The organism is Pseudomonas sp. MYb60, from assembly GCF_002979555.1.
Taxonomy (GTDB): Bacteria; Pseudomonadota; Gammaproteobacteria; order Pseudomonadales; family Pseudomonadaceae; genus Aquipseudomonas.
This window is the reverse complement of the sequence record NZ_PCOZ01000008.1, coordinates 253,842-267,504: the sequence shown is the minus strand read 5'-3', so window position 1 is coordinate 267,504 and position 13,663 is coordinate 253,842. Positions and strand designations below refer to the sequence as shown.

The following is a 13,663-nucleotide window of genomic DNA, read 5'->3' as shown; positions in this document are numbered from 1 at the left end:
TCCAAATGGGGTATGACCACACAAGCGGCCGTGACTCGATGCTGCCTAACGGCGCGAAAAAGCGCAATCATGCAGCGATCAGTCATCCGGTGAACTGAGCAGGAAATTGCCTTTCATCAGGTCCGGATCATCCGACTCAAGGGTCTGGATCTGCGCCTCATCCTTGAGATTGACTCCCGACAGCTGCCGGCGGCACGCTTCACGCATCAAGTACAGCAAACGATGGGCGGCCATGCCATAACTCAGGCCTTCCAGGCGCACGTTGGAGATGCAGTTACGGTAGGCATCGGTGAGCCCGACCTTGGGGTTGTAGGTAAAGTACAGGCCCAGGCTGTCTGGCGAGCTGAGCCCAGGCCGTTCGCCGATCAGGATCACTACCATCTTGGCGCCCAGCAGTTGCCCGATCTCATCGGCCACCGCCACGCGGCCCTGTTCCACCAGAATCACGGGGGAAAGTGACCAGCCTTCGGCGTGGGTCTGTTCCTCCATGCGTGTCAGAAACGGCAACGTGTGTTTATGCACTGCCAGCGCCGACAGGCCGTCAGCCACGACCACGGCCAGGTCCACACCGCCGGGATTGGCAGCCGCATGTTCGCGCAACGACTGGGCTGATTCATCACTCAGGCGCCGTCCCAGGTCAGGGCGTTGCAGGTAACTGTGGCGGTCGGCGGCGGCGCTGCGCAGCAACAGCGTGTCGCGTCCGCGTTCGGCCAGTTGGCTGCTGAGCCCTTCGTGGTCGAACGGCAGATGCACCGCATCACGCGCCTGGGCGTGGGCGAACTGGAAGTCCAATTGGGCGCTGGTGGGGATGCTGGTGCCGGTACGGCCCAGGGCAATGCGCGCCGGAGTCAGGCGACGCAATTCCAGCCACGGGTTGTCGGGTAGGTCGAGTTGCACAGGCGGCTCCTTCATCCCAATTGCGCCAAGGCTTGGCGAAACGCCGGTGGCAGGCTGTTGCCAAACTGCACTTTGCCATCGGCTTGCGTGAAGATGCCCATTTTCGCCAGCCACTGTTCGAACTCCGGCGCCGGTTTCAAGCCCAGGGTCTGGCGGGCATACAGGGCGTCGTGGAACGAGGTGGTCTGGTAATTGAGCATGATGTCGTCGGAGCCGGGGATGCCCATGATGAAGTTGATCCCGGCCACGCCGAGCAGGGTCAGCAAGGTGTCCATGTCGTCCTGGTCGGCTTCGGCGTGGTTGGTGTAGCAGATGTCGCAACCCATCGGCACGCCCAGCAACTTGCCGCAGAAGTGGTCTTCAAGGCCGGCGCGGATGATCTGTTTGCCGTTGTACAAATATTCGGGGCCGATAAAACCGACCACGGTGTTCACCAGGAACGGCTTGAAGTGCCGGGCCACCGCGTAGGCGCGGGTTTCGCAGGTTTGCTGGTCGACGCCAAAGTGCGCGTTGGCCGACAAGGCGCTGCCCTGGCCAGTCTCGAAATACATCAGGTTATGGCCCAGGGTGCCGCGGTTCAGGCTCAAACCGGCGTCATAACCTTCCTGCAAGACGTTCAGGTTGATGCCGAAACTGGCGTTGGCCGCCTCGGTACCGGCAATCGACTGGAACACCAGGTCCAGCGGCACGCCACGGTTGATGGCTTCGATGGAGGTGGTGACGTGGGTAAGCACGCACGCCTGGGTAGGGATCTCGTAGCGCTGGATGATTGCGTCGAGCATCTCCAGCATCGCGCAGATCGAGGCGATGCTGTCGGTGGCCGGGTTGATGCCGATCATGGCGTCGCCGTTGCCGTACAGCAGGCCGTCGAGAATACTCGCCGCGATGCCTGCCGGCTCGTCGGTAGGATGATTGGGTTGCAGGCGTGTGGATAAACGCCCGCGCAGCCCCAAGGTGCCGCGAAACTGGGTGACCACGCGAATCTTCTGCGCCACCAGCACCAGGTCCTGCACGCGCATGATCTTGGACACGGCGGCGGCCATCTCTGGTGTAAGACCTGGGGCCAAGGCACGCAGGGCGTGTTCATCGGCCGCGTCGCTGAGCAGCCAGTCGCGCAGGCCGCCCACCGTCAGATGGCTGACCACGGCAAACGCCTGTTTATCGTGGGTGTCGATGATCAGCCGGGTGACTTCGTCATTTTCGTAGGGGATCAGCGCTTCTTGCAGGAAATGCTTCAACGGAATGTTGGCCAACGCCATCTGCGCCGCCACTCGTTCGCCATCGTTCTGCGCCGCCACGCCGGCGAGGAAGTCGCCAGAGCGTGCCGGGCTGGCCTTGGCCATCACGTCCTTGAGGCTGTCGAAGCGGTAGGTGTGCGTACCCACCGCGTGAGAAAAGCTTGCCATACAGTGTCTCCTTGACGACGCGGGCAGCCGCCCGCGTCGAGGTTTACGGCGTTTAGTGCAAGGCGGCCTCTGCGGCCTGGATCGCCGCGAATTCCTCTTCGGGCGTGCCTGCTACCAAGTGATGCCGGCTGTAGAAAGCAAAGTAAGCAATTAATACTCCATAGATGATCGCGGCGCCAATCACCACGCGTGGATCCACCAGGAAGCCCGCCACCACGGCCACGCAGGCCAGTACCAGCGCGACGCCAGAGGTAAAGATGCCGCCCGGCGTGCGGTAAGGGCGTTCCATTTTGGGGCGTCGAATCCGCAAGGTGATGTGTGCAGCCATCATCAGCACGTAGGAAATGGTTGCGCCAAACACCGCCACCAGGATCAGCAAGTCACCTTGGCCGGTCAGCGACAAGCCGAAACCGATGATGCCGGGGATCACCAGCGCGAGCACCGGCGCCTTGCTCTTGTTGGTCTGTGACAGTTTGCGCGGCAAGTAGCCCGCACGGGACAGCGCAAAGATCTGCCGCGAATAGGCGTAGATGATCGAGAAAAAGCTGGCGATCAGGCCGGCCAGCCCGACCAGGTTCACAAAGCTGCCCATCCAGGTCGAACCGCCGTAGGACAGCGCCAGCGCTTCAACCAACGGGTTACCGGATTTGATTAGCGCGTAAGTGCCTGCGCCACCCGGGGCAATCACCAGGATCAGCAGGGCGAAACTGGTCAGCACCACAATGGCGCCAATCAGGCCGCGCGGCAGGTCGCGCTTGGGGTTCTTGGTTTCTTCGGCAGCCAGCGGCACGCCTTCGACCGCCAGGAAAAACCAGATGGCATACGGAATCGCCGCCCATACGCCGACATAGCCAAACGGCAGGAAGCTGCTCGCTCCCTTGGCTTCGGTGACTGGAATGTCGAGCAGGTTGGCGACGTTGAAGTGCGGCACCATCGCGACCAGGAAAACACCCAGGGCAATCGCCGCGACGGCGGTGATGATAAACATCAGCTTCAAGGCTTCCCCGACGCCAAAAATGTGGATGCCGATAAAGATGATGTAGAACGCCAGGTAGATCATCCAGCCGCCAATGCCGAACAGCGACTCGCAATACGCGCCGATGAACACTGCGATGGCGGCGGGGGCGATGGCGTATTCGATCAGGATCGCGGTGCCGGTGAGGAACCCGCCCCAAGGGCCGAACGCGCTGCGGGCAAAGCCGTAGCCGCCGCCGGCGGTAGGAATCATCGAAGACAGTTCAGCCAGGGAAAAGCACATGCACAGGTACATGGTGGCCATCAGCAACGTGGCCAGGAACATCCCGCCCCAGCCGCCCTGGGCCAGGCCGAAGTTCCAGCCGGCGTAGTCGCCGGAGATCACGTAGGCAACGCCCAGGCCGACCAGCAGCACCCAGCCGGCGGCGCCTTTTTTCAGTTCGCGTTGTTGGAAGTATTCGGTGTCGACCTTTTCGAAGTCGACGGAGGATCCAGTGGGTTCGCTAGGCATGGGAAAGTACCTTCCATTCTTATTGTTTTAGCTCGGCCTGCTTGTGCCGGTTGAGGTAGCAGCTACTTGCGACGTTCAAGTGTGGGAGCAGGCAAGCCAGCCCCCACACTTGATTGCATTTCACGTTGAAAACGGGTCGCCAGCTAAACGGCTAAGTTAGAAGAACCCCAACGGGTTGATGTCGTAGCTCACCAGCAGGTTCTTGGTTTGCTGGTAGTGGTCCAACATCATCTTGTGAGTCTCACGCCCTACGCCGGACTTCTTGTAGCCGCCGAACGCGGCATGCGCCGGGTACAGGTGGTAGCAGTTGGTCCACACGCGGCCCGCCTTGATCGCGCGGCCCATGCGGTAAGCGCGGTTGATGTCGCGGGTCCACACACCGGCGCCGAGGCCGAACTCGGTGTCGTTGGCGATGGCCAGGGCCTCGGCTTCGTCCTTGAAAGTGGTGATGCTCACCACCGGGCCGAAGATTTCTTCCTGGAACACGCGCATTTCGTTGGTGCCCTTGAGCAGGGTTGGCTGGATGTAATAGCCGCCCGCCATGTCGCCCGTGAGCTTCTCGACCTTGCCGCCGGTGAGCAGTTGCGCGCCTTCGCCTTTGGCGATTTCCAGGTAGGACAGGATCTTGTCGAACTGCTGCTCGGACGCCTGGGCGCCGACCATGGTGTCGGTGTCCAGTGGGTCGCCGCGCTTGATCTGCTCGATCTTTTTCATGACCACTTTCATGAAGTCGTCGTAGATCGACTCTTCCACCAGTGCACGGGATGGGCAGGTGCACACCTCGCCCTGGTTGAAGAACGCCAGCACCAGGCCTTCGGCGGCTTTTTCGATGAAGGTCGGTTCGGCCTTCATGATGTCGGCGAAGAAGATGTTCGGCGACTTGCCGCCCAACTCCACGGTGGACGGAATGATGTTCTCGGCCGCCGCATGCATGATGTGCGAGCCCACCGGGGTGGAGCCGGTGAACGCGATCTTGGCAATGCGCTTGCTGGTGGCCAGGGCCTCGCCGGCTTCTTTACCGAACCCGTGCACCACGTTCAGCACGCCGGGCGGCAGCAGGTCGCCGATCACTTCCAGCAGTACGGTGATGCCCAGCGGAGTTTGCTCGGCCGGCTTGAGTACCACGCAGTTCCCCGCGGCCAGGGCCGGGGCGAGCTTCCAGGCAGCCATCAGGATCGGGAAGTTCCACGGGATGATCTGGCCAACCACGCCCAGGGGCTCGTGGAAGTGATAGGACGCGGTGTGCTCGTTGATCTCCGCGCTGGTGCCTTCCTGGGCGCGGATGCAGCCGGCGAAGTAGCGGAAGTGGTCGGCGGCCAGCGGGATGTCGGCGTTGAGGGTTTCACGCACGGCCTTGCCGTTGTCCCAGGTTTCGGTAATGGCCAGGAGTTCGAGGTTCTGTTCGATGCGGTCGGCGATTTTCAGCAGCGCCAGCGAGCGGTCCTGTGCCGAGGTCTTGCCCCAGGCATCAGCGGCGGCGTGTGCGGCGTCGAGGGCCTTGTCGATGTCTTTGGCCGTGGAGCGCGGGAAGTCGGCGATGGGCTTGCCGTTGACGGGCGAGGTCGTGGTGAAGTAATTGCCGTCGACCGGCGCAACGAATTCGCCACCGATGTAGTTGCCGTACTTGGCCTTGAACGAAACGATGGCGCCTTCAGTACCGGGGTGTGCGTAACGCATGGTGGGTATCTCCTGGCTCTTGTGTTTATTGGAGTGCAGCGCTGCGAGCGCTTGTTAAGCGTAGAGCAAAGGTTGGGCCACTGCGTTGCGGGCCCGTGAAATCAGGGGGTTGGGGTTTATTGCAAGGCGTTACTGTGACGAGGGTGGTACAGGCGGTGTGACAGTTTGTGCCATGACCGGTACAGCCCGTGACCGACGAGTCGGCGCGGGATTGCAATGGGGGGGAGCCTGGGGGATGCTGGGCGTTCTCACGCAGGGAGAATAATAAGAAATGCACAACGATCATTTCAGTCGCCATGCCCAGCAGGTCCTCACCGTGGCGCATGGCCGCGACCCGTCCAGCGACCCCTCCATCGCCCGCTCCTGGCTGCGATGCCTGGAGGACTATCACCTCGACCCTGCGCAGACCATCGCCCCGACTGTGCTGGAACACGGCCGTCTGCTGGAAAGCCGGGAGCGTTTGCAACAGGTCCTGCACATCGCCGGCGGCGAAATGAACAGCCTGCATCAGCAGTTATCCGGTGCCGGTCATGCGGTGCTGCTCACGGATGCGCGCGGGGTGATCCTCAACTGTGTCACGGCGCCGTCCGAGCGCAAGATCTTCGAGCGCGCCGGGTTGTGGCTGGGCGCGGACTGGAGCGAGGCGTGCGAAGGCACCAACGGTATCGGCACCTGCCTGGTGGAGCGTCAATCCCTGACCATTCATCGCGATGAACATTTTCGTGGCCGGCATACCGGGCTGACCTGCTCGGCGAGCCCGGTGTTCGATCCCCACGGCGACCTGTTGGCCGTGCTTGATGTGTCGTCGGCGCGGGAAGACGTCTCGCGCCAGAGCCAATTTCACACCATGGCGTTGGTGAACCTGTCGGCGAAGATGATCGAGAGTTGCTACTTCCTGCGACATTTCGAACAGCATTGGCTGCTGCGCTTTCATCTGCAAGCCGAATCAGTCGGTCTGTTCAGCGAAGGGCTGTTGGCGTTTGACGCCGAAGGGCGTATTTGTGCGGTCAACCAGAGTGCACTGAACCTGCTGGGCCAGAGGCGCGATGCCTTGGTCGGGCGTTCGGTGGACGCTTTTTTCGACTGCGCCCTGGACCAGCTGTTCGGTCGCGCCAGCGCCCATGCCACGGCGAGTTGGCCCTTGCGCACACGTGATGGTCGGCCGTTGTTCGCGGCCTTGCGCGGGCAGCCACGCAAGGTCGCCGTTCCCGTTTTCAAACCCGAAGCGCCCCGTTTGCCCAGTATATGCTTGGGGGACCCGGCATTGCAGAACGAGTTGCGCCGCGCGTTACGGGTCTTTGAACGCGACGTGCCGTTGCTGATCAATGGCGAGACCGGCAGCGGTAAAGAAGCCTTCGCCAAGGCCGTGCATCAAGCCAGTCGCCGTGTCGACAAGGCTTTTGTCCCCCTCAACTGCGCGGCCATCCCGGAAAACCTGATCGAGAGCGAGCTGTTTGGCTATCGCGGTGGCAGTTTCACTGGGGCGCTCAAGGACGGCATGCGCGGCAAGCTTCAGCAAGCCGATGGCGGTACGTTGTTCCTCGACGAAATCGGCGACATGCCCCTGGCCCTGCAAACCCGCCTGCTAAGGGTGTTGGAGGATCGCCTGGTAGTGCCTATCGGCGGCGAACCCCAGGCCGTGAATGTACGAATTATCAGCGCCACGCATCGTAATTTACTCGAGCGTGTGCAGGATGGCAGTTTCCGCGAAGACCTGTACTACCGGCTCAACGGCCTTGAAATCGCACTCCCGGCCCTGCGCGACCGCAGTGACAAGTCCGATCTGCTGGACTTCCTGCTGGCTCAGGAGGCGGGTGATCAAACGGTGCATATCGAGCCCGCGGCACGCCAGGCATTACTGGCATTCGCGTGGCCAGGAAATGTGCGCCAATTGCGCACGGTTTTACGCACGGTGGTGGCGCTGTGTGATGACGGGCGCGTGACGCTCTCGGACTTGCCTGCCCTGTTTCATCACCCGGCTTCGCCTAAAGTCTGCGCGCTACCGTTGGATGATGCCGAGCGCCAGACCCTACTGGCGACACTGGAGCAGCATCGCTGGCACATGACGCTGACTGCCGAACAACTGGGAGTAAGTCGCAATACCCTGTATCGCAAGTTGCGTAAACATGGCATTGCGAGGGTTTCCATGGTGTAAGGCGAATAACTTAATGGCGCAAAGGCTAGAAACTTCCTGCTTGTCAAGTCGGCAGTTCTGAAAGGAACGTATATGAAAACTTTGCTCACTCAATAGTTGCAACTGTTAAGCCTGTCTTCACAGAACAACAACTAACTGGGTGAACATCATGAGAATTACAACGCCAGCTATTCCGTTTGTTCCACCACTTGCCGAGTCCTTTGTGGAAGCACCTGTTATTGACGAGCCAGCCTCGGTCGAGCCGCGTGCGGAGCGAACCAAGCGCGGTATCAAAGGCTTATTTCGTCGCACTTCCCATTCGGTGGATTTGCCCCCGCCGACACCGCCATTCATTACGCCAAAATCTCTCAAGCCGCTGCCATCCAAATTCGGAACATCGTCCAGTCCGGGACTACCGCCTCATCATTCGCCACCCGGTTCGCCGACCGACAAATTCAAAAGCCTGGGGCAAACGGTGATCCAGGCGAAAAAGATCCAGGCCAACGATGAGGTGCTGTTGGCCAACCTGCGCAAGCATTCGACCATCACAGTCGCCGATGCCACCAAGCGTTTGATCGACGCTGAAAGCCTGGTGAAGGCCGGGGTGATCAGTACGGGCCCCAACGCCAGCCGCGTGGCGCGTGACGCGTTCATCAGCGCGGGTATCACGGGGCTGATCAGCGCGCCGATCAACGTTGCGGCCTACGCCGGGTCGGCGGCGACCGGGGAAGCGATCAAGGCCCAGTACGCGCCGGGGGTGTTGCCGCCCCCGTTTCTGCCTGGTGCAACGCGCCAGGCGAAAGGTGCCGGACCAGCCTCTACGCCAAGCGCCGACACCCCCGGCAATGCGCAGTTGGACGATATGGAGACCCGGCTGCTGGGCTTTGCCACGTCGGTCATGTTTCTGTTCGGCGACACCCGCACGGCTTTCACCAAGGACGCAAGCTGGCCGGCGGACGAGGCGGGCCGCCTGGTCAATCTGGAAAAACTGTTGAACACCACCGAGCAGCAGTTGAAGAAAGCCTCGCGCCAGAATGGCCTGATTTTCCGGCCTTTTCACGCCAAGGGGCCGGTTCCGAGAGACACGGCCGGTCGCCTGGCGGTGATGGAGCAAAAGTACACGCGCATGAATGAAACGTCCCGGAAACTGCTGAACCTCAAGGCTCTTGAGCTAAGTGAGCGGTCCGCTGAGCAGGGCGTGAGCCTGTAGTCACCAACTCTGCCGGGCGAGGCGTTGGATAACCTGCCGCCCGGCAGTTCCACGGCATCCTCTTGCCGCATAAAGAGTGCGATTTCCCCCTCCCTGCGCTAACCTGCCTCGATGTTTTACGAGGTCGACTATGCACATTCATATTCTCGGTATTTGCGGCACTTTCATGGGTTCGATGGCGGTACTGGCCAAGGAACTCGGCCACCATGTGACCGGCTCCGACGCCAACGTCTATCCGCCCATGAGTACGCAACTCGAGGCCCAAGGCATTGAGCTGACCCAAGGTTATGACCCGGCGCAATTCGACCCGGTCCCGGACCTGGTGGTGATCGGCAACGCCATGTCCCGTGGCAACCCCGCGGTGGAGTACGTACTCAATAAAGGTTTGCCGTATGTGTCCGGCCCGCAATGGCTCGCCGACCATGTGCTGCAAGGTCGCTGGGTATTGGCCGTGGCCGGTACTCACGGCAAGACCACCACCAGCAGCATGCTGGCCTGGGTGCTGGAACACGCGGGGATGAGCCCGGGGTTCCTGATCGGCGGCGTACCGCAGAATTTCTCGGTGTCGGCGCGCCTGGGCGATACACCGTTCTTCGTGATCGAGGCCGATGAGTACGACAGCGCCTTTTTCGACAAGCGCTCGAAGTTCGTTCACTACCGCCCACGCACCGCGATTTTGAACAACCTGGAATTCGATCACGCCGACATTTTCCCGGACCTGCCGGCCATCGAGCGGCAATTTCATCACTTGGTGCGCACCATTCCGAGCGAAGGCCTGGTGATCCACCCGACCACCGAGCCCGCGCTGCAGCGTGTCATCGAGATGGGCTGCTGGACCCCGGTGCAGACCACCGGTGCGGGCGGGCAGTGGCAGGTCAAGCTGCTCAGCGAAGACGGTTCCCGGTTCGAAGTCCTGTTCGAGGGCGAAGCCCAGGGCGTGGTCGATTGGGGTATGACGGGCCAGCATAACGTCGCCAATGCCCTGGTTACCCTGGCCGCCGCTCGGCATGTAGGCGTGGTGCCGGCCATGGGCATTGCCGCACTGAGCGCGTTCAAGAGCGTGAAGCGGCGCATGGAAAAATTCGCCGATGTGAATGGGATTACCATTTACGACGACTTTGCCCACCACCCGACGGCGATTGCCACCACGCTGGATGGCCTGCGCAAGCAGGTGGGTGATGCTCCGATCATTGCGATCATCGAACCGCGCTCCAACTCAATGAAACTGGGCGCCCACCGTGACGGCTTGCCGGAGAGCGTCAACGATGCCGACGAAGCCGTCTGGTATGCGCCCGCCAACCTCGGCTGGGATTTGCCCGGCATTGCTGCCCTGTGCACGGTGCCGTCGACGGTGTGTGATTCCATCGAAGGCATCATCGAACACGTCAAACGCCAGGCCAAACCCGGCACCCACGTGGTGGTGATGAGCAACGGCGGCTTCGGCGGCCTGCACGGCAAACTGGCCGAGGCTTTGAAATGAGCGGCCCGGAGCGTGTCACCCTGGCGATGACCGGTGCTTCGGGTGCGCCTTATGGCCTGCGCCTGCTGGACTGCCTGGTGCGTGAGGACCGTGAGGTGCACTTCCTCATCTCCAAGGCTGCGCAACTGGTGATGGCCACCGAGACCGACGTCGCGCTGCCGCCCAAAGTGCAGACGATGCAGGCGTTCCTGACCGAATACACCGGTGCGGCGGCGGGGCAGATCAAGGTTTATGGCAAGGAAGACTGGATGTCACCGGTAGCCTCGGGCTCCGGTGCGCCGGCGGCGATGGTGGTGGTGCCGTGTTCCACCGGCACCTTGTCGGCGATTGCCACCGGGGCCTGCAACAACCTGATCGAACGCGCCGCGGACGTGACGTTGAAGGAGCGTCGCCAGTTGATCCTGGTACCGCGTGAAGCGCCGTACTCGAGCATTCACCTGGAGCACATGCTCAAGCTGTCGAACATGGGCGTGACCATTCTGCCCGCGTCGCCGGGGTTCTATCACCAGCCCCAGACCATCGATGACTTGGTGGACTTCGTGGTGGCGCGCATTCTCAACTTGCTGAACATTCCCCAGGACATGTTGCCGCGTTGGGGCGAGCATCATTTGAGCAGCGATGAATAAGCTCTTGATGGTCCTGCTGGCGCTGCAGCTCACCGGCTGCGCGACCGCACGCACGCTGGATGCCGCGCAACCCGGCGCGCCCGTGGTGTATGCCGGTACGCGGCTGGATTTGTATGCGATAAATGGCGGTTGCTGCGCCAAGGATCGTTTTGGTGCCGAGGCGCCGGCTTATCCCCATGTAGACCTGCCGGCCAGTGCGCTGCTCGATACCTTGTTGTTGCCGTTGTCGGTGTTGACGGTACTTGGCGTGGGCTTCAACGCCACAGGCGGCCTATAGCAGTGTGTTGCCTGGGCTGGCCCGCGATGAGGCCAGCCCAGTCACCGCAACATTATTTGCCTAGCTTGCGCAGTTCATCAGACTCCACCACCCGCACCCCATCCTGTTCTTCCAGCGCCAGGCGCCACATGGCTCGGGCCAGTTCGCATACTTCGATGCCGTGGTATTTGCCCGGAATCAGTCGCGACAGCGGTCCGGCCAGTTGCTCGGCCAGTCGCGGTTCCAAACGCTCACCCAGCAGCAACGACGGACGCGCGATGGTCAGTTGCGGCCAGCCCTGGGCCTTTAATGCCTGCTCCATTTCGCCTTTGACGCGGTTGTAGAAAATCGAGGATTTCGGATCGGCACCAATCGCACTGATCACGATCAGGTGGCGCGCGCCCATCTCCCGTGCGCGCTTGGCGAAGGCCACCACCATGTCGAGGTCCACGGCGCGAAACGCCGCTTCCGAGCCGGCCTGTTTGATGGTGGTGCCCAGGCAGCAGAAGGCCAGGTCTACCCGGCCACTCAATTGCGGCAGGAACACCGCAGGGTCACCCACCGGGTTTTCCAGGTGTGGGTGTTCGGCCAGTGGTTTGCGGCTCGGTGCGAGCACGCGGGTGACGGTGGGTTCATTGAGCAGGCGATCAAGCAGATGTTCGCCTGTGAGGCCGGAGGCTCCGGCGAGCAGGATATGCGAAGGCGTCAGGTACATGGTGTTTCCCCCCTGTTACACATTACAGCTTAGTTGCCTTTGGCTTCCTTGCTATTCATTGAGACGCTTTCGAGCGCCTTTCGTGCCTGCTGTTTGCGTAATAATTGCCAATGGGCGATCACGCCCTTCGGGGCCCAGATCTGCGGCTCGGATGCTTCGAAATTGTCCGCCTGTTCACGTTCGCTCACGTGCAGTTGCGCGAGCTTGAAGGCCTGCTGCAAATCGTCGGTCTGGTTGAAGGCTTGGGCGAAGAGGGCGTCGCCGAAGTAAGTGAAGTCCGCTTCTTCCGAGCAACCGAACGACACACGGTCGGCGCGTGAGGCGGTCATGATCAGAGTACGTTCGTCTTTGAGCGCGGGGATGAAACCCCCGGAGTAGCAGGCGGAAATTACGATGATCTTGTCGCGGCTTTTGAGCGGCGTGAGCACAGCGGCCAATTCGTCGGCGGGCAGGTCGGCCAGCTCCATGCGCGGCTGGTCGAGCACCAGTTCGTGTTCGTGGGTGCCATGGCTGGTCAGGTAGATGAACACCAGGTCTTCCGGGCCGGTGCGCTCGGCCAGGGTCTGCACGGCGCGGCGCAGGCTTTCACGGGTGGCCAGCGGGCGGTCGGCGATGTGGTCGCGGTGATTGACCAGGCGAATCTGCCCGCGGGCGCCGAAGCGCGTGGCGAGCAGGTTGCTGACGTAATCGGCCTCACGCAGGAACACGCTCTGTTTACCATCGCCAGCCAGTGCCAGGGTGTACAGCTCGACGGCGGGGGTGGAGGCGGGGACCGCAGCGAGTGCGGCATCGAGCAAGCGGCCTTGGGCCAGCACGCCGATTTCCAGCGGGTCGGGCAGCAGCTTGCCGTCGGCGTCACGCACGCGCATGCCATTGACCCAGGTGCCGGCCTGCACGGTGCCGTCGGTGAGCACCAAGGTGCCCTTGCCTTGATAGTTGTCACTGTCGAAGCCGCCGATATAGAAGCTGCCATCGGTGAGGTTCAAGCGGCCCTGGCCGCTGAAGCGCCAATCGCTGAACTGGCCGACATAATGGCTGCCATCCACGCCGATCAACTCGCCCTTGCCGCTCAGCGCGCCTTCCTTGAACTGGCCGATCCATACGTCGCCGTCAGCGTTTTCGTAGCGGCCCTTGCCGTTGAGCTGGTTCTGCTTGAACTGGCCGACATAGATGTCGCCATCGGCGCTGTTGAAGGTGCCGTTGCCTTCCAGTTGCCCATCGACGAAACGGCCGCTGAACTGGTTGCCACTGTCGTCGTTGCGCTGCCCTTCGCCATTGGGCTTGCCGTGGGCGAACTGGCCCTGGTATTGGCTGCCGTCGGCCAGTTCGAGGCGGCCAAGGCCAGAGTACTGGTCATCCTTGAACTCGCCGCGGTAGGTCATCTGCCCCTCTTTGAGGGTGCCTTCGCCGTTGCGTCGGCCACGCTTGAAACCGCCGACATAGCTGCTGCCCGGCGTCGTCAGGCTGCCCTGGCCGTCGAACAGGCCTAGCTGGAATTCACCTTTATAGACTTCGCCATTGCTGCCATGCCATTCGCCCTGGCCGTGCCATTGGCCATTATCGAAATGGCCGGCGTACCAACTGCCATTGGGGTAGTCGACGCGGCCCTGGCCTTGCAGCAAGCCATTGACCACATCGCCCCGGTAACGACCGCCATCGGGCAGGCGCGCATCGGGCGGCAACAGCGATTCGCCGTCTCCGCAAGCGGTGAGCAACAGGGCAAGGGCAAGGGGAGCGAGTGGGCGCATAGCGGGATCCGGGTAATTGAGCGCCGAG

General features: G+C 61.9%; 11 protein-coding genes. 5 read left to right on the top strand and 6 right to left on the bottom strand.

Annotated features, from left to right (window positions below):
• Positions 1 to 78: 78 nt before the first annotated feature.
• From eutC to CQ041_RS16265, 4 genes are all read right to left on the bottom strand, one after another.
• Entirely contained in the window at positions 79 to 912 is an 834-nt protein-coding gene (gene eutC, locus CQ041_RS16280; protein ID WP_105523449.1) for an ethanolamine ammonia-lyase subunit EutC, read from the bottom strand.
• A complete protein-coding gene (locus tag CQ041_RS16275) occupies positions 909 to 2,303 on the bottom strand; it encodes an ethanolamine ammonia-lyase subunit EutB (protein ID WP_105523448.1) in 1,395 nt (464 codons plus the stop codon). The genes eutC and CQ041_RS16275 overlap by 4 nt, the downstream gene beginning before the upstream one ends.
• Positions 2,304 to 2,355: 52 nt before the next feature.
• Positions 2,356 to 3,789 (bottom strand): ethanolamine permease, encoded by a 1,434-nt coding sequence (eat, locus tag CQ041_RS16270; protein ID WP_105523447.1) that lies wholly within the window; start codon positions 3,787 to 3,789, stop codon positions 2,356 to 2,358.
• Between the two features lie 156 nt (positions 3,790 to 3,945).
• Positions 3,946 to 5,466 carry an aldehyde dehydrogenase family protein gene (locus tag CQ041_RS16265; protein WP_105523446.1) on the bottom strand — a complete coding sequence of 507 codons (1,521 nt, stop codon included), beginning with the start codon at positions 5,464 to 5,466 and terminating at the stop codon, positions 3,946 to 3,948.
• 271 nt (positions 5,467 to 5,737) lie between these two features.
• Between CQ041_RS16265 and CQ041_RS16260 the strand changes: the two genes are divergently transcribed.
• From CQ041_RS16260 to CQ041_RS16240, 5 genes are all read left to right on the top strand, one after another.
• Complete coding sequence (locus CQ041_RS16260) at positions 5,738 to 7,621, top strand: sigma-54-dependent Fis family transcriptional regulator (RefSeq protein WP_105523445.1); 1,884 nt, start codon at positions 5,738 to 5,740, stop codon at positions 7,619 to 7,621.
• A 454-nt stretch (positions 7,622 to 8,075) separates the two neighbouring features.
• On the top strand, positions 8,076 to 8,810 hold the full coding sequence (locus tag CQ041_RS16255; protein ID WP_240995301.1) for a hypothetical protein: 735 nt from the start codon (positions 8,076 to 8,078) through the stop codon (positions 8,808 to 8,810).
• Positions 8,811 to 8,940: 130 nt separating this feature from the next.
• Entirely contained in the window at positions 8,941 to 10,290 is a 1,350-nt protein-coding gene (gene mpl, locus CQ041_RS16250; RefSeq protein WP_105523444.1) for a UDP-N-acetylmuramate:L-alanyl-gamma-D-glutamyl-meso-diaminopimelate ligase, read from the top strand.
• Entirely contained in the window at positions 10,287 to 10,916 is a 630-nt protein-coding gene (ubiX, locus tag CQ041_RS16245) for a flavin prenyltransferase UbiX (protein ID WP_028618086.1), read from the top strand. Before mpl ends, ubiX begins: the two co-directional genes overlap by 4 nt.
• Entirely contained in the window at positions 10,909 to 11,193 is a 285-nt protein-coding gene (locus CQ041_RS16240) for a YceK/YidQ family lipoprotein (RefSeq protein ID WP_105523443.1), read from the top strand. Before ubiX ends, CQ041_RS16240 begins: the two co-directional genes overlap by 8 nt.
• Before the next feature lie 52 nt (positions 11,194 to 11,245).
• On the opposite strand, the gene CQ041_RS16235 is transcribed toward CQ041_RS16240, so the two are convergent.
• Together CQ041_RS16235 and CQ041_RS16230 are read right to left on the bottom strand one after the other, a co-directional pair.
• Positions 11,246 to 11,887 carry an oxidoreductase gene (locus tag CQ041_RS16235; protein ID WP_105523442.1) on the bottom strand — a complete coding sequence of 214 codons (642 nt, stop codon included), beginning with the start codon at positions 11,885 to 11,887 and terminating at the stop codon, positions 11,246 to 11,248.
• A 29-nt stretch (positions 11,888 to 11,916) separates the two neighbouring features.
• On the bottom strand, positions 11,917 to 13,635 hold the full coding sequence (locus tag CQ041_RS16230; protein WP_105523441.1) for a C13 family peptidase: 1,719 nt from the start codon (positions 13,633 to 13,635) through the stop codon (positions 11,917 to 11,919).
• Between the last annotated feature and the right edge of the window lie 28 nt (positions 13,636 to 13,663).